Here is a 15,830-nt window from a genome sequence, read left to right on the forward strand (position 1 = left end):
AATGATGCCGGGCTTGGAAGAGTCTGCTCCAACTAACATTTACTGTCATGGAAAACACAGTCAAAATCCACAGAGTTATTCGTGAGACCAGGGATGCCATCACTTTACAGTTTGAAAACCATCCTTCGTTACGCAATTACTCACCAGGTCAGTTCATTAACATTTATGGTGAAATAGACAATGAAACGATCAGCAGGTCATACTCTTTTTCTTCATCACCGCTGGCTGGTGAACTGCCCTCAGTAACCATCAAAAAGATGGCCGGTGGACGCCTGAGCAGGCAGCTGGTTGAAACGGTGGAGCAAGGTGATTCGCTCACCGTAAGTGAGCCAGCAGGCAGGTTTGGGTTGAGAAATGAAGGTAATCCTGTCAAGCACATGATCTTCATCGCAGGAGGAAGCGGAATTACTCCACTTTTTGCCATGATCAAGACGATTCTCAGCTCCAAGTCTCAGCAGCAAGCGCCGCCGCTGGTCACCCTGCTTTATTCTAACAAGGAGCCGGATACGGTTATTTTCGGAGACCAGCTTGATGAGCTTGAAGCGCAAAACCCTGGTAAGTTCAGCGTGATTCATTTTTTGCAGAAGTGGGACGCCAATCGGCAGGTCGACAATGTGCATCATGGCTATATTAATAAAGCCAGGCTGGCTGCCTTTTTAGACAGCGGATATAGTGACGCAACTGAAATCTATCTATGTGGCCCTGAGGCGATGATGAGCGCCATATTGCAGGACCTTGAAGCGCTGAATTTTGACATGAGTAAAGTGTACAGTGAGTCGTATCAGCCCACAGCTGCTTTGAGCCAATTTGAAGCAGAACCAAATGCGGGAAGGTCTGAGATTACTTTTTTGAAGGGGGCTGAATCGTTATCCCTGGAGCTATCAAGCGATGAGTTCATTTTGCAAACAGGGCTCAACAAAGGATTGCAACTGCCTCATTCCTGCAAGGAGGCCATGTGCGGAGCGTGCAAAGTAAAGCTGCTTTCAGGTAAAGTGAATATGATTGAAAACTATGCCCTTACAGACAGTCAACTCAAGGAGGGATATGTGCTTCTTTGCTCTGGAAAACCAGGGTCTGATGCTATTACACTTTCCTACACCTGAATTTTGAAATACAAGCCAGGAATTGTGTAACGATCCTGGTTCGCAGACAAGCTAATTTTACAATACAATTTAAATTCAAAATAAAATGGAAACATTAAAGTTCAAATCAAACATCAAGTGTACTGGATGTATCGAGAAGGTAACCCCTTATCTCAATGAGGCCGCTGGTGCCGAAAAGTGGGAAGTAGATCTTAAGAATCCTGAGAAAATTCTTACAGTTCATGCCGAAGGAGTTACGTCTGAGCAAATTAGCCAGGCTATTCAAAAAGCAGGCTACGTAGCAGAAGTAATCAGCTAGTCACGATGAAAGCGATTCTATTCTTGCTGGGGGCTGCCCTTTCTGTGGGCAGCCTTTCAGCTCAAAACGGATCAATGAACCAGATGCTTAATGACTATCTGGTAGTGAAGGAAGCCCTTGTAAAAGGTGACGTTAAGCAAGCTTCGGCTGGCGCTGGTCAGCTGGTGGCAACAATTACGTCAGTCGACTTTGCGACGCTGAGTGAGGCCGATAAGAAAGCGTTTTCAGAAGTGAGCGCTAAGCTACTAAAGCAGGCACAGGTCATTGCAGGTGCAAAGGAGGTTGAAAAGCAAAGAGCTGGCCTTGCTGCACTTTCGCAGCAACTGTGGCCATTGGTCAAAGGATCTGACGCAATAGGCAGAACGGTTTTCTATGACTACTGTCCCATGAAACAGAGCTATTGGCTAAGCGCAGAGGCGGCTATTCGGAATCCATTTTATGGAAGTCAGATGCTTGGCTGTGGCAAAGTGGACGAGAAGATCAACGAATAGACTGATGAAGAAACTGCTGTTATTTTTAGCATGTTTGCCAGGGTTTGGGTCGGCATTTACGCAACAGCTGGTGAGGTACGACCTGACTGTGACCGACACTGTCGTGAATTATACAGGCAAGGCAAGAATGGCAATAGCCATCAACGGTCAGCTTCCAGCACCGACGCTGCATTTTACGGAAGGTGATACAGCTGAAATTCACGTGCACAACAAAATGCACCATGAAACATCCATCCACTGGCATGGCTTGATACTGCCAAACGAGCAGGATGGCGTTCCGTACCTCACCACCACGCCGATCAGGGGCATGAGTACCCATATTTTTCGCTTCCCCATCGTTCAGAGTGGCACCTATTGGTATCATTCGCACACCATGCTGCAGGAGCAACTCGGCATGTACGGGGCTTTCATTATCAGCAAGAGAGAGGCTGACCCGATGCGGGAATATACCATGCTGCTCAGCGACTGGAGTGATGAAAATCCCCATCAGATTGAGAGGTCCCTGCACAATGCGACCGATTGGTATGCCATAAAAAAGGGAGCTGCTCAGAGTTATTGGGAGGCTGGAAAAGCACGTCACCTTGGCACAAAATTCGGCAACGAATTCAAGCGGATGATGGCCATGGACGTAAGCGACGTGTATTATGAAAGAGTGTTGCTTAATGGGCTTCCAGCGCAGGAGGCCTCTTTTGCCGCAGGTGAACAGGTGAGGCTCAGGATTATCAACGGCAGTTCTTCAACCTACTTCTGGCTGAAATTTTCTGGCGGAAAGATGTCGGTTGTTGCCACCGATGGGGCCGACGTAGTGCCGGTGGAGGTGGACCGATTGATTGTGGGCGTATCAGAAACCTACGATGTAGTAGTCACCATTCCTGAATCTGGAAAATATGAATTCCTTGCCACATCAGAAGATCGTACCAAAAGTGCCTCTCTGTGGCTGGGTGAGGGCAAGGAGGTTCCTGCTGGAGCGATGCCACGACTCAAGTACTTTGAAGGGATGAAAATGATGAATGACATGATGACCGTAGGTGGCAAAATGGAAGACATGGGCATGAACATGAGCTTGCAGCAAATGGACATGAACACTGTGATGTACCCCGAGATTGTGGACAGCAGCGAGCCTACCGTTACCCTCAACTACAGCATGTTGAAGTCACCTGTGGAAACTACTTTGCCCGATGTGCCCACCCGTGAGCTAAAATTTGAGCTTACTGGCAACATGAATAGGTATGTGTGGTCAATTGATAACAAGACTGTTTCCGAAACAGACAAAATCCTGATCCGGAAAGGTGAAAATGTGCGCATTGTGATCTACAATAACTCAATGATGCGGCATCCAATGCACCTGCATGGCCATTTTTTCAGAACCCTGAACGGGCAAGGTGCCTACTCACCAATGAAGACGGTGTTGGATATTTTGCCTATGGAAACCGATACCATCGAGTTCCATGCGTCTGAAGAATATGGCGACTGGTACTTTCATTGCCATATTCTTTACCATATGATGTCGGGCATGGGCAGGATATTTTCGTACGAAGGCAGTCCGGCAAATCCTAACCTGGGCAACCCAAAGAAGGCCCTTCGAAAGGTGTATCAAGATGACCGGCGCTTCTATTCCGGCGCAGAAATTAGCCTTGAAAGCAATGGGAGCGATGGAGAGGTTTGGGTGGCCAATACCCGCTGGTCGCTACAAACGGAGTGGCGGCTCGGGTTCAATCAAACCACAGGGCAAGAATCTGAGAGCCATATTGGGAGGTATATTGGCAGAAACCAATTCTTTATGCCCTATGCCGGTTGGGATGTCCGCAGCAGGTCGGTGGAGGGCGATGAAAAAAATATTTTTGGATTTCGCAACACAAAGGATAACAGAAGCGTAATATGCTTTGGCCTGGAATACACGCTGCCCTGGTTTGTAAAAACAGACCTTAGGGTCGACCACACAGGGAACGTTCGCATCCAGTTCGCTCGTGAAGACATACCGGTTTCTTCCCGAGTCAGACTTTGGGGCGTATGGAACACTGACATGGAATACAGCGTTGGGGCCAAGTATATTATTACCAAGTACTGGTCACTTTCCACACACTACGACAGCGACATGAAGTGGGGTGGTGGATTGTCGCTGACCTACTAAGTACGGGCTTTCCAGTAATTGTATTAACCAACACGTACGAATTTAAAAAACCATCATTTGAAGATGATGGCAGGGATAGGAGTGCTTTTTTCCGGCGATTCGGCTGGCCGTGAGCTCGTTATCCTTTGGTAGTTGATTTTTTCCTTAGTCGGATTTGCAGGATAATTATACGCTTTTTTCAACAACACATCATTTAAAGGTAAAACTCAAAATTCAATGAAGACTCATTTTTTAAAATCATTTTTTTATGCTGTTGCCATTGGTGCAACGCTATTTGGCTGTTCGAAAGACGACGATCAGGAACCAGGTCCGGTAGCCGTGTCGGTCGAATTTTTAAACACTACCCACAATATTGCTGAGGTAGGCGATTCTGTTCAGGTGGTAGTGGCTTTAAGCGCTGATGCGCCATCTGACGGCACTGTTTTTATTAAATTATTTGGCAATGCGGTATATGGTGAGGACTTCTTTACCAAGCCAGCGGCAGTGAACGGCGTGGTGAGAATGGACTTTCAGGAGGTAATGCGCACAAACATTTTCACAGTGCACAGGCTGAAAAATGACGACAAGAGGGACGAATCGACAATCACTCTCACCTTGGCCAACGTGTCGCAAGGCTATTTGATTGGCAGTAAGGCAACGTCAAATGTAAAGCTTTTGGAATTGCCCGAAGAGCCTGCGGGAGCCAGAATCAATTTCGAGGACGTATTCCTTCACCTTTCAGAGTACGAAGAGAATGGTTACGCTGTTAATCTCAAGCTGACCAATCCTTTGACGGAAAAGGAAACGGTAACACTTGTGATTGACGCACCCGACGGTCGCAATTATGGAACTCATTTCACTACTGTGCCAGTAGCTGTTCAAAATAAGATTGAAATAGAGGTTTTGCCCGGTGCAAGCGCTGTTCAGTTCACTATCTTCCCAGCCGATGATGCGTTGGTGTTAGGTACCTATGACATGACCTTCAGCATTGACGCCACCACGGGCAGACTTGAAAAAGGAGAGATTTTGCAATTGGCGGTAAGGATTGAAGAAAATGATAAGGAGCCAATCAGTGAAGTACACAGCATTGCTGAGTTAAAAAACTACTTCGATGAGTTTGATGGTCAATTTTGGATGTCGACCGATTATTTTATTGAAGGTGTGATTACATCAGGAGAAAATGTGCTGGACAATAGAACTGTCTATATTCAGGACGAAACGGGCGGCATAATGCTTCGCTTTTCTGTGAGAAACTTCCTAAAAACAGGCGACAGGGTCCGAATCAATCTGAAAAATGCCACCGGTAATATTTACAATGGCCAAAAAGGAATGATCGATGTGCATGACATGCTTGGCCAGGTACTGCAGCATAACCAAACGATGGCTCCGAAGGTCATTACTTTTGAGCAGTTGCACACGGGCAACTATGCAGGCATGAGAGTGACCGTTTCAGGCGCTACATTTCGGGAAGCTGACGGAGTAAGAACGTTTGAGGGTAGCTGGGGGCTGATTTCTGAGACATCAGGGGCTATTGTTACCACTTACAGTCATGCGTATTTCAGCAGCCATCTGCTTCCACGGGGGACGGTGTCGGTTACAGGCATTGTTGGAGATTGGGGACGTATTTTGCCGCAAGGCGCTCAGGATATTCTTAGGTAACTTTCGAAAACCACTCTCAAAAAAGGGTGGTTTTTTTTCTGGAATTCAGTAATAGAACTCAAAACGCATGAAAGCAGCTGTACTTAATCAGGCATCATATCAGCTGGAGGTGGCCGAAATGGAAACCCCTGCACCCGCCAAAGGCGAAGTGCTGGTTAAACTAAAAACGGCATCAATCAATCATCATGAACTTTGGTCGATGCGGGAGAGGAGTATCGTTGGCCTGTCCCCAGTCATTATGGGATCGGATGGGGCCGGTGAAATAACGGAAGTCGGGCCTGGTGTGGCGAGCACATGGATAGGTAAAGCGGTAATGATCAACCCCTCGTTGAACTGGGGGAGCAATCCACGAGTGCAGGGGCCCGATTATCAAATTCTCGGTTTCCCCCGAAATGGAACATTCGCTGAGTATATCAGTATACCCGTTGAGTACGTTTATGAAAAACCTTCGCATCTGGACTTCGACGAGGCGTCAGCCATACCGCTGGCAGGGCTTACTGCTTACCGGGCCCTTTTTATAAGAGGGGAACTCGAAACAGGAAGCAACGTGTTGGTCACGGGAGTAGGTGGCGGAGCCGCTCTGTTTGCCTTGCAATTCGCCATTGAGGCTGGTGCCAATACCTATGTTACCTCAGGCAGCGAGGAGAAAATTCAAATGGCCGTCAGTCTTGGTGCCAAAGCTGGTGTCAACTACAAGGAACCTGGTTGGGACAAAAAGCTGCTGGCATTGGCCGGAGGATTTGATATTATCATCGATAGTGCGGCCGGAACAGGCTTTGCAGCCCTCACAGAATTAGCCAATCCAGGTGCCAGAATTGTCCTTTTTGGTAGAACGGCTGGGAAAATCACCCAGTTGAATCCAAGCACCATTTTTTGGAAGCAGCTATCTATTCATGGATCTTCTATGGGAAACGATGAGGAGTTCCGGGCAATGATAGATTTCTTTGGCGTCCACAAGCTACACCCAGTAGTTGACAGCCTATTTGGCCTCGAAGACATTAATAAGGCTTTCGAAAGAATGGCGTTAGGCCAACAATTGGGGAAAATGATCATAACTTTGTGATCAATGACCGACTAGCGAGATAGTTTTTTGTACAATATGCCTGGTACAACTACTTCTGCGTCACGCTTTGACCCCTACTGGACATGTTGGCCGGTAAAGTCATATTTCGGAACGGTTTGAATGAGCCGTTCATTGCACTGCAAAGTTTATTCTTACCTAATGGAAAACTTTTTTTAGCTTGTGTGCGTTTTCACGACGCATGCAACTGTTCCGAAAAATATTTGCAATACTCTTTTCCTGCATTGTGCTCCTGAGCTCAATGAGTTTCACCATCAACACGCATTTATGTGGTGGAAGGGTTGAAAGTGTAGCCGTTTTTGTTGACGCTTCGGCTTGCTCAATGAATGAAAACCCGGAGTGTGCTTCCGACAACCACAACCCTGGCGGAAACCTGAAAAAGAGCGATTGCTGCTCTGATTTCAGCCAGCTAGTAGAGGCTCAAACGGACATGAAAAGCACCATGTCTGTAGATATTCCTGCCTCCAGCTATGCCACACAGGTAGTTTTTACCTCACTTTTTTTGGCGGCAGAAAGTGGCAGTCAGCGTTCCTACAATGAATACCTTCCCCCGTTAATTGATCGAGATATTCAAGTGCTCGTTCAGTCATTTCTTATATAAAGCCCTGATCAATTTGGGGGTTTTGAGATAGCGACACAATACTTTCTGGTATTGGTTCACCCCTTCAATATTATTTCCACAGAACTTATTTATTAACTGTTATACATAAAAGCGGCCAATCGCCGCAATAGATATCAATCATTATGAAAAAGTCAATGCTAATGTTCGGGCTTGCTTTGGTAAGCCTCTCTGCAAGTGCACAACACGACCACGCCAGTGGCACCGCTGAAAAGGCAACAAGTAAACAAATGGCACCAATGTTTGAAGATCAGAACATAGGTCTTGCCTATGGCGCATACATTCAATTGAAAGAGGCATTGGTGGCCTCGGAATCAAAAAGCGCAGCCACTGCGGCAGCTGGACTTCAAAAGTCACTGGCAGCGGTAGACAATAGTAAGTCTGCGCTTGCCGAAGCAGCCAAAGTAGCCAAGACTGCTACGCTGGATGGCCAGCGCAAAGCTTTTGTGGGCTTAAGCAATGAGATGACTGCCCTGGTGAAGGGAGCTAAGCTTTCAATGGGCACTATCTATTTGGATTATTGTCCTATGGCCAAGGGTTCTTGGCTTTCTAACGACAAGGAAATAAAGAATCCTTACTACGGGAGCAAGATGCTTTCCTGCGGCAGCGTGAAGGAGACGATTGAATAAGGGACAGGCGAAAACTAATAATGATCATACATAGAACTGATCATTCAAATGCTCAATCGCCACTGGTTAGGTTGTTTTTAAAGGCTGAAGTACTTGAATTCTTTTGAGTATTTCGGCCATTGAAACAAGCATCAAAGGCAGCGACCTTAGATAAGAAGCCATTGTCGTGACGCTGCGAAAATATATGTGTGAAAGAGTGAAATAGCTTAGAAGGGCCGAAAAGAAACTTTTATAATATCCCGTGGTATGAAGAGAAGACATTTTGTAAAGCTTTCTGCTGGTTCTGTGGTTCTACCCATGGTTCTTCAGAACTGCATGTTCCATGACAGGGATGGAAATGTAGGCATCGTAGAAACTGGGTTTGATATGCCATTGCCATTGCCGGAAGGAGCTGGAGCGTCTCTTGATTTGAATCCAGGTAGCCAAAAAACCAGCATTTTAGAAGGAAAAACAACCAGCACGTTCGCCTACAGGAGCAATATTCTGGGCCCAACCATTCGGGCTTTTAGGGGCGAGATGCTTACTGCCAGCGTGCAAAATGCTCTATCCGAGCCAACAAACGTACACTGGCATGGGTTGAAGGTGCCAGCTAACATGGATGGCAATCCCGTCGACATTGTAAAAGCTGGAGAATCATTTCAATACAGTTTTCCAATTGATCAAAGAGCCGGAACCCACTGGTATCATCCGCATCCGCATGGCGCCACTGCAAGGCAAGTGCATAATGGCCTGGCCGGAATGCTTATTATCAATGATGACGAAGAACTGGCACTCGGACTTCCCGCTGGCGACTTCGAGGTTCCGCTGGTCATTCAGGATAAAAGGTTGAAGGCAGGAAAATTGGTCTATGATCCGTCAATGATGGAGACGATGACTGGGTACTTTGGCCAGACGATCACTGTAAACGGCGTAGCATCACCTTTTCACGCAGTTCAGGCGAGGTGGTACCGGTTCAGGATATTAAATGGATCTACTGCAAGAGTTTATAATCTTGCTCTGAGCCCCAATTTGGGCATGAAAATAATTGGGAGCGATGGTGGTCTGCTTGGTGCGCCTGAGGATGTCAATGAAGTTTTGCTTGGTCCTGGCGAGCGACTGGACGTTTTGGTAGATTTTTCGGCAGAACCAGTAGGCTCTGAAGTCTATTTGGAAAGCAAAAAGTTCAATGGGGGATCGTCGCAAGGAGCCGAGAGCTTCAAAATCATGAAATTTATTATCGGGGCATCAACCGGTGATACCTTTCAGCCACCCGGCTCTCTTTCGGTCATCGACAAGATTCCTGAAAATCAAGCAACTAAAGTCAGGAACTTTGAGATTAACAGGATGGGGATGATGGGCAGTGGAGCTATGCATACTTTCAACGGAAAGTCTTATAAGAGAGGCAGAGTTGACGAGACAGTGAAAGCCGGGGTCACGGAAATTTGGGAGTTTGACAATGCAGGCGATGAAATACACCCGATCCACATACACGCAGTTCAGTTTCAAATATTGTCAAGAACCGGGGGGAGGAATGGCATTATCCCCTCGGAGAAAGGATGGAAGGACACCGTTTTGATCTTACCGAAGGAAAAGGTCAGACTTATTATGACATTCCCAGATACGCCTGGTGAATTTGTATTTCATTGCCATAACCTGGAGCATGAGGACGATGGCATGATGCTCAACTTTGAAATTGTATAGTTGTGCGAAGTGCCTGGTGCTCTGCTGGTAGCAGCTACAGCAGGGTAGCAATGCTCAGACAGACTTATAAAGTTTTCACCTTAGAAATTAATCATTGATTTAACTTATCAAATAAACAAACCATCATGAAAAACCTAAGTTATCTTTTATTAGCGTTGGTGCTGCTAACAGCCGCCTGCGAGTCAAAGAAATCTTCCACGGATGAGCACCAGCACCACGCCACCGAACCTGTAGTTGCTTCGGTGGATACCCTGAAAAAAAGCATCCCCAAGGAAGCCCATGGACAGGTGGGAGGCGTGTACGTTTCTATGGCATACCACGCTCCCGGAGCCAGAGGACGGGTGATATGGGGAGGCCTTGTGCCTTTCAACGAAGTGTGGGTGACGGGTGCTCACAGTGCTACCAGCGTCACTTTTTCGAAGGCGGTGAAAATAGGTGGGGTAACGGTACCAGAAGGAAAGTATGCCTTATTCACCATTCCCGGTAAGGACTCTTGGCAGATAATTATCAATAGAAATTGGGAACAACATTTGGCAGATGATTATTCCGCAGCCGAAGACGTGGTACGTGTTGAAGTGGTACCTCAAACTGATCTTCCGCTCCAGGAAAGGCTTAACTATAATATTGAGGACAAAGGCGATGGCAAGGGAGCTATTACCATGACGTGGGAAAAACTGGGTGTGACTCTGGAGTTCAGCGACAAATAGTAACAGACTTAAAATCAGCACAATGGAACATCATCGTCATACTAGCAATCAAGAGCATCATGCTCAAGACCATTCTAAACACAGCGGTTCGGGTCACCACGGTCACCACGCCCACATGATAGAGGATTTCAAGAAGAGGTTTTGGGTGTCGATTGTTCTTACTGTTCCTATTTTGGCACTATCCAAAATGATTCAGGAGTGGTTGGGATTTGAATTCGGTTTTGCAGGAGATCAATATGTTTTATTTGGACTGTCATCGCTCATTTTCTTCTACGGGGGTTGGCCTTTCCTGAAAGGGCTTATTGATGAGGTAAAGGAGAAGACACCTGGCATGATGCTGCTGATTGCTGTGGCCATTACCGTGGCTTACGGGTATAGCTCAGCGGTCGTATTTGGTTTGGAGGGAAAGGATTTTTTTTGGGAGCTGGCCACGCTAATTGTCATCATGCTGCTGGGCCACTGGATTGAGATGAAGTCGGTGATGGGTGCTTCCCGTGCGCTGGAGCTTCTGGTGCAGATGATGCCAGCGGAGGCGCACCTTGTTCACGACGATCATGTGATGGACGTGAAAGTGTCTGAACTAAAGAAGAATGACATTATACTCATTAAGGCCAACGAAAAGCTTCCCGCTGATGGTATCATAGTGGAGGGCGAGAGCTACCTGGACGAAAGCATGCTGACTGGCGAAAGCAAACCAGCTAAGAAAGCAAAAGGCGATCAGGTCATTGGGGGATCTGTGAATGGCAATCAATCCTTCAAAGTAAAGGTAGAAAAGACGGGGGAGGAGAGCTACCTCAATAAAGTGATTAAACTTGTGCAGGACGCACAAAAGGCGAAGTCTAAAACGCAGAACCTGGCCAATACGGCCGCCAAGTGGCTGGCATATGTGGCCATAAGCGCCGGTGCGATTACGCTCATCGTATGGTTGGCCATGGGCAAGCCAATGGACTATGCCCTGGAGCGCATGGTGACGGTGATGGTAATATCCTGTCCACACGCATTGGGATTGGCCATTCCTCTCGTCGTTGCCATTTCCACGGCTGTTTCGGCAGGCAAGGGCTTGCTGATCAGAAACAGAACTGCCTTTGAAAATGCAAGAAAGATTACTGCCTTTGTTTTTGATAAAACAGGCACTCTTACCGAAGGTAAATTCGGTGTTTCGAGGTTCGAAAGCCTGACCAAGAGCCTCTCTAAAGAAGAGATGATGGCTGCTGTGGCATCGTTAGAGCAAAGCTCCGAGCACCCTATTGCACAGGGCATTGTGAAAGCCGCCAAAGAAGCAAAACTGAAACTGAAGAACGTAAAGAGTTTTGAGTCGCTGACATCGAAAGGTATTCAGGGACGTGTTGACGGTAAAAATTGGAAAGTAGTAAGCCCGGGTTATTTAAGAGAAAAGAATATTGATATTCCGAAAGAGGCTGGCTCTGACGCTGCTGAAACGATCGTATTCGTGATCAGGGAAGACAAACTGGTTGGGTTTATAGCTTTGTCGGATAAAATAAGGGAGGAAAGTACTGAGGCCATCAAAACGCTCAGAGCGAAAGGAATGAAGCTCTTCATGGCAACAGGCGACAATGAAAAGACGGCCAAGGCGGTCAGTGAAAAACTGGACCTCGATGGCTATTACAGCGAGGTGCTGCCCGACCAAAAGGTCGACATCATTAAGAAGCTGCAGAAGGAAGGGCACTTTGTAGCCATGACAGGCGACGGTGTCAACGATGCGCCGGCCCTTGCTCAGGCCAATGTAGGAATAGCTGTAGGGTCCGGGACTGATGTGGCAGCAGAGACAGCAGATATCATTTTGGTAAATAGCAACCCAAAGGACATTGCCAATCTTGTGATTTTTGGGAGAGCCACCTACAAAAAGATGATACAAAATTTAGTGTGGGCTACCGGCTATAACGCTTTTGCGCTGCCATTAGCGACAGGCTTTATTCCCGGGTTGGTAATAAGTCCTGCTATTGGTGCGGTGTTCATGAGCCTGAGCACTGTGATAGTCGCTATCAATGCGCAGTTGCTGAGGCGGAGTATGAAATAACTTCAGTCTGCCGCCAGCATAGATGTAGAGGTAATCCATTCATATTTGAGTATTTATTTGAATGCGCAAAAATGGCGTGAGTTCATGCTAGCAAACTTGCATAGCAGCTGACCTCCTGCTACCCCTAACTGTGCTTTAATCTTCGGTAAGAATAGCACCAGCGGATAATAATATTTTAGTTTTTACTAAAATATTGAAACCCTTTTTCTATCTTAGTGTTTAAGTATATACTAAAACATTAAAACGTATGAGCAACACGTGTATCAGGGTATTAGCGGATCATGTCCAAATTCAAGAATGCAAGGATGAACTAAATGAACTGGAAGGTACCCTTAAAAATTTGACCAGGCTTTTTAATTTATCCGGCAACGCTGCTCGTCTCAAAATTCTTTATTTACTAAAGCGGGAAGGCGAGATGTGCCCTTGTGATTTGAGTGACGTTTTGGAAATCTCAGTCGGCGGAGTTTCGCAGCACTTGCGAAAGCTCAAAGACGGAGGCCTTGTAGTGGACAAGAAAGTTGGTCAAACGGTCTTTTATTCGCTGGTTGCCCAGCCCACTGAATTATTATTGCCTGTTTTTGATATTCTTTCTACTTCTAAAAGAACAGTTGAATCATGAGCGCTGCAAAATCATCCAAAACTGCGGGTATTGGCCTGCTGGCGGCCATTACTACCTCGTTGTGTTGTATCACCCCAGTCTTTTCTGTGCTTGCGGGAGTAGGAGGTATTGCCTCTGCTTTTTCATGGATGGAGCCATTGCGGCCCTACCTGATAGGTCTTGCAGTGGCTGTACTTGCTTTCGCCTGGTATCAAAAGCTCAAACCCAGAGTGCAGGAACAAATAGACTGCGCCTGTGAGGAAGAGGAAAAGCCCTCTTTCTGGCAATCGAAGAAATTTCTGGGAATCGTGACCCTTTTTGCCATTGTTGTGATGGCCTTTCCATCTTACTCTGGCATCTTCTTTTCTGATCAACCAACCAGTCAGATCATTGTTGTGAAGGAAAATGACATAAAAGAAGCTCATCTGATTGTAAAGGGAATGACCTGCACGGGATGTGAGCACAGCGTAAATCATGCACTTACACAAAGCCCAGGGGTATTGGAGGCCACGTCATCGTATGAAACAGGAATAGCTACGGTGAAATTCGATCAATCAAAAGTGAGTTTAGAAGAACTAGCTAAGGCTGTGGAAGTTGAAACGGGCTATATAGTGTCCGATAAACAAGTTATAAACGAATAATGCTGAAAATGAAAAAGATAGTACTAGCTGTTGTCGTGATGGGAATGATAGGACTTTCCGTTTACGGACAAACTACTCCCGACGAGAGCCCGACTTCAAAGAACGAAGCAGAGGTGAAGCTGAAGATTACTGGCTTGACATGCGCAGGCTGTGCCACCCACGTATTCAAAGTATTGCAGGAAACGAAAGGTGTACTCGACAACCATGTAGAGTACCCAGGGGATATTGCTATTATTAAATACGACGATAAAAAGACTAAACCTTCAGAACTGATTGCAGCTATTGAGAAGAAAACTTCTTATAAAGCAGCGTTATACATTGAGCCAAGGGAAAAAGGTAATTGAAATCATGGAAAAAGAAATCGAGCTACAATCTATACTAACCTGCCCTGTCTGCGGGCACCAAAAGGAAGAGACGATGCCCACTGACGCTTGTCAATTCTTCTATGAATGTGAAAGCTGTCACGAAGTGCTAAAGCCCAAAGCCGGCGATTGCTGTGTGTATTGCAGCTATGGTACTAATGCATGTCCTTCAATTCAGGAGGGTGGTAAAAGCAATTGTTGCTAATGAAATAATGATGGTGCGGCTGTTGATACGAGAAAGTCTTCCCCGACTTTCTTTGGCAAGGGGGTAAAAAGTAGACTTATAACTACGCACAGCGACTTGTTCATATGGGTGCAAAGGTGCTTTTGGCGGAAGCGACCAAAAAAGACTGTCGACCAAGGCTTTAAAATGCAACTACGGCTCACTTTCTCAAGAAGATAGCCTGAACTTCTTCTTCGAGGCACCACAAGTTGGACATGAATAATCATCAGGGAGTGCCTTGAATGAAGTGCCAGCAGTAATCCCCTGCTCCACATCTCCAAGCACTTCATCATAAATAGTCAAACACTCTTCGCATTGGTAGTGCGACTTTGCATCTGAAAGCTCTAATTTGATCTCTTTTTTTCTTTCATTGCTCTTTTCATCCAATTGCTCGTAGTACATGTAGCTAAGCTCCAGTAGCAGGGGAGGGATGATTTCCTTTGTGATGTCTTTCACAAAGTACTGATACTCCATGAGATTGGGGTTGAAGTCTTTGGAGAACTGGATATTGTATGTTGGCACTTCGCCCACTGCTTCATTTCTTTCGATGACTACAGAGGTAAATAGCGTCACGTTTTTGGAGGATACGATGGAGAACGTGAGGCCATAAGTGCTGATGTCCATTTTGTCCATTTCCCGCACCAGAAAGCTTTTCAGTTCCATGGCTTCTTTATCCAGCACGGGAATGTGCCAGTTCAACTCCAGCGATGAGTGCCGCATATTGATGCCATACCTGCCCAGCAGTTTCTCCCAGCCAATCCTATGTTTGTCTTCAATGCCTTTGATGATGAAAGATTTCCATGGCGACAGGCTGATCTTTCCTATATCTGTTTCGATACATCGCTGGCAAAGCGCTTTCAAAAACTTGATGTCAAACTGATTGTTTCGCCAGTAAAGTCCCAGCCAATATTTGCCATCGGGTATACGGTTGAATCCTTCGTAGTAAGGGAAGTTGACATCAGGATAAACCAGGGCTTCTTTTACAGGTTGCGTGTTAATTTTTACTCGTTCCATGGCTGTCTGGTACAGGCTTTCAAAGGATATGTCTCCTTTTTCGTTTCTGGCTTCTTCCAGTGCTCTGGCCATCTTTGCTATGTCATAGCCATAAATCAAGCTGGGTGCCGCCCAGGGCCTGCTACCCATTTCATCTGACCTGAGGTACAAATGCCAATAGTTTTCAATACCCGATGCTATGAAATTGAATTGACCAGAAACCAGCGGCACCATGCTTTGGCTGGGGTCGACAATGTTGATTTTGTAGCCGGGCCGGTAGTCAAACGAGTCGAGTATATAGTGGTAGATATGTGGTGCCAGCCAGCTTCTACGGGGCATTACGTCAAGCGAGACGTAGGACGTTACTATGTTTTGGTACTGATTGGCGTTGATTTCGTAGTCTGTTTGAATGGAAGCAAATGTTTTATCAAGATAGCCTCTATCGAAGGTGTCCGCTGGAAAGAGGATGTCCTGCCTGGAGCCAAAATGGATATACGAAGAGCCCAAATGGCTGGCGGTTTGAATGATCTTCAAAAAGTCGCCTGGTGAAATGATGCCACCCTTTACAAATACCCTTACCAGATTGAGTTTATCCATT

At 46.3% G+C, this 15,830-nt stretch carries 16 protein-coding genes; 15 read left to right on the top strand and 1 reads right to left on the bottom strand.

Going from position 1 to position 15,830, the window contains the following annotated elements:
• The first annotated feature begins 47 nt into the window (after positions 1-47).
• From ACMVP2_RS22630 to ACMVP2_RS22700, 15 genes are all read left to right on the top strand, one after another.
• A complete protein-coding gene (locus ACMVP2_RS22630; RefSeq protein ID WP_416865215.1) occupies positions 48-1,103 on the top strand; it encodes a flavin reductase family protein in 1,056 nt (351 codons plus the stop codon).
• Positions 1,104-1,188: 85 nt separating this feature from the next.
• On the top strand, positions 1,189-1,401 hold the full coding sequence (locus ACMVP2_RS22635) for a heavy-metal-associated domain-containing protein (RefSeq protein ID WP_339787014.1): 213 nt from the start codon (positions 1,189-1,191) through the stop codon (positions 1,399-1,401).
• A gap of 5 nt (positions 1,402-1,406) precedes the next feature.
• Positions 1,407-1,892: a DUF3347 domain-containing protein gene (locus ACMVP2_RS22640; protein WP_416865216.1), complete on the top strand. Its 486-nt coding sequence runs from the start codon at positions 1,407-1,409 to the stop codon at positions 1,890-1,892.
• 4 nt (positions 1,893-1,896) lie between these two features.
• Positions 1,897-4,023: a multicopper oxidase domain-containing protein gene (locus tag ACMVP2_RS22645; protein ID WP_416865217.1), complete on the top strand. Its 2,127-nt coding sequence runs from the start codon at positions 1,897-1,899 to the stop codon at positions 4,021-4,023.
• A 216-nt stretch (positions 4,024-4,239) separates the two neighbouring features.
• The gene (locus ACMVP2_RS22650; RefSeq protein ID WP_416865218.1) at positions 4,240-5,661 is read left to right on the top strand and encodes a DUF5689 domain-containing protein; all 1,422 of its coding nucleotides are present in this window, start codon (positions 4,240-4,242) and stop codon (positions 5,659-5,661) included.
• 67 nt (positions 5,662-5,728) lie between these two features.
• Positions 5,729-6,724, top strand: a complete 996-nt coding sequence (locus ACMVP2_RS22655; RefSeq protein WP_416865219.1) for a zinc-binding dehydrogenase — start codon at positions 5,729-5,731, stop codon at positions 6,722-6,724.
• 199 nt (positions 6,725-6,923) lie between these two features.
• Positions 6,924-7,343 carry an HYC_CC_PP family protein gene (locus tag ACMVP2_RS22660; protein WP_416868217.1) on the top strand — a complete coding sequence of 140 codons (420 nt, stop codon included), beginning with the start codon at positions 6,924-6,926 and terminating at the stop codon, positions 7,341-7,343.
• Between the two features lie 143 nt (positions 7,344-7,486).
• Positions 7,487-7,990, top strand: a complete 504-nt coding sequence (locus ACMVP2_RS22665) for a DUF3347 domain-containing protein (RefSeq protein ID WP_416865220.1) — start codon at positions 7,487-7,489, stop codon at positions 7,988-7,990.
• A 246-nt stretch (positions 7,991-8,236) separates the two neighbouring features.
• Positions 8,237-9,670 carry a multicopper oxidase family protein gene (locus ACMVP2_RS22670; RefSeq protein WP_416865221.1) on the top strand — a complete coding sequence of 478 codons (1,434 nt, stop codon included), beginning with the start codon at positions 8,237-8,239 and terminating at the stop codon, positions 9,668-9,670.
• A gap of 125 nt (positions 9,671-9,795) precedes the next feature.
• Positions 9,796-10,377 (top strand): DUF2911 domain-containing protein, encoded by a 582-nt coding sequence (locus ACMVP2_RS22675; RefSeq protein WP_416865222.1) that lies wholly within the window; start codon positions 9,796-9,798, stop codon positions 10,375-10,377.
• 22 nt (positions 10,378-10,399) lie between these two features.
• Positions 10,400-12,415, top strand: a complete 2,016-nt coding sequence (locus ACMVP2_RS22680) for a copper-translocating P-type ATPase (RefSeq protein ID WP_416865223.1) — start codon at positions 10,400-10,402, stop codon at positions 12,413-12,415.
• 247 nt (positions 12,416-12,662) lie between these two features.
• On the top strand, positions 12,663-13,034 hold the full coding sequence (locus tag ACMVP2_RS22685; RefSeq protein ID WP_416865224.1) for an ArsR/SmtB family transcription factor: 372 nt from the start codon (positions 12,663-12,665) through the stop codon (positions 13,032-13,034).
• The gene (gene merTP, locus ACMVP2_RS22690; RefSeq protein ID WP_416865225.1) at positions 13,031-13,654 is read left to right on the top strand and encodes a mercuric transport protein MerTP; all 624 of its coding nucleotides are present in this window, start codon (positions 13,031-13,033) and stop codon (positions 13,652-13,654) included. Before ACMVP2_RS22685 ends, merTP begins: the two co-directional genes overlap by 4 nt.
• 8 nt (positions 13,655-13,662) lie before the next feature.
• Positions 13,663-13,998, top strand: a complete 336-nt coding sequence (locus ACMVP2_RS22695; protein ID WP_339793255.1) for a heavy-metal-associated domain-containing protein — start codon at positions 13,663-13,665, stop codon at positions 13,996-13,998.
• A 4-nt stretch (positions 13,999-14,002) separates the two neighbouring features.
• Entirely contained in the window at positions 14,003-14,221 is a 219-nt protein-coding gene (locus ACMVP2_RS22700; RefSeq protein WP_151999410.1) for a GDCCVxC domain-containing (seleno)protein, read from the top strand.
• 186 nt (positions 14,222-14,407) lie between these two features.
• Here ACMVP2_RS22700 and ACMVP2_RS22705 read toward each other — a convergent pair whose 3' ends face one another.
• On the bottom strand, positions 14,408-15,829 hold the full coding sequence (locus tag ACMVP2_RS22705) for a rubredoxin (RefSeq protein ID WP_416865226.1): 1,422 nt from the start codon (positions 15,827-15,829) through the stop codon (positions 14,408-14,410).
• Between the last annotated feature and the right edge of the window lies 1 nt (position 15,830).

The organism is Imperialibacter sp. (assembly GCF_048007035.1).
Lineage (GTDB): Bacteria > Bacteroidota > Bacteroidia > Cytophagales > Cyclobacteriaceae > Imperialibacter.

Excerpts from the sequence above, each read along its gene's own strand:
- ACMVP2_RS22630 (WP_416865215.1), top strand. The coding sequence starts at position 48 with ATGGAAAACACAGTCAAAATCCACAGAGTTATTCGTGAGACCAGGGAT.
- ACMVP2_RS22635 (WP_339787014.1), top strand. The coding sequence starts at position 1,189 with ATGGAAACATTAAAGTTCAAATCAAACATCAAGTGTACTGGATGTATC.
- ACMVP2_RS22640 (WP_416865216.1), top strand. The coding sequence starts at position 1,407 with ATGAAAGCGATTCTATTCTTGCTGGGGGCTGCCCTTTCTGTGGGCAGC.
- ACMVP2_RS22645 (WP_416865217.1), top strand. The coding sequence starts at position 1,897 with ATGAAGAAACTGCTGTTATTTTTAGCATGTTTGCCAGGGTTTGGGTCG.
- ACMVP2_RS22650 (WP_416865218.1), top strand. The coding sequence starts at position 4,240 with ATGAAGACTCATTTTTTAAAATCATTTTTTTATGCTGTTGCCATTGGT.
- ACMVP2_RS22655 (WP_416865219.1), top strand. The coding sequence starts at position 5,729 with ATGAAAGCAGCTGTACTTAATCAGGCATCATATCAGCTGGAGGTGGCC.
- ACMVP2_RS22660 (WP_416868217.1), top strand. The coding sequence starts at position 6,924 with ATGCAACTGTTCCGAAAAATATTTGCAATACTCTTTTCCTGCATTGTG.
- ACMVP2_RS22665 (WP_416865220.1), top strand. The coding sequence starts at position 7,487 with ATGAAAAAGTCAATGCTAATGTTCGGGCTTGCTTTGGTAAGCCTCTCT.
- ACMVP2_RS22670 (WP_416865221.1), top strand. The coding sequence starts at position 8,237 with ATGAAGAGAAGACATTTTGTAAAGCTTTCTGCTGGTTCTGTGGTTCTA.
- ACMVP2_RS22675 (WP_416865222.1), top strand. The coding sequence starts at position 9,796 with ATGAAAAACCTAAGTTATCTTTTATTAGCGTTGGTGCTGCTAACAGCC.
- ACMVP2_RS22680 (WP_416865223.1), top strand. The coding sequence starts at position 10,400 with ATGGAACATCATCGTCATACTAGCAATCAAGAGCATCATGCTCAAGAC.
- ACMVP2_RS22685 (WP_416865224.1), top strand. The coding sequence starts at position 12,663 with ATGAGCAACACGTGTATCAGGGTATTAGCGGATCATGTCCAAATTCAA.
- merTP (WP_416865225.1), top strand. The coding sequence starts at position 13,031 with ATGAGCGCTGCAAAATCATCCAAAACTGCGGGTATTGGCCTGCTGGCG.
- ACMVP2_RS22695 (WP_339793255.1), top strand. The coding sequence starts at position 13,663 with ATGAAAAAGATAGTACTAGCTGTTGTCGTGATGGGAATGATAGGACTT.
- ACMVP2_RS22700 (WP_151999410.1), top strand. The coding sequence starts at position 14,003 with ATGGAAAAAGAAATCGAGCTACAATCTATACTAACCTGCCCTGTCTGC.
- ACMVP2_RS22705 (WP_416865226.1), bottom strand. The coding sequence starts at position 15,829 with ATGGATAAACTCAATCTGGTAAGGGTATTTGTAAAGGGTGGCATCATT.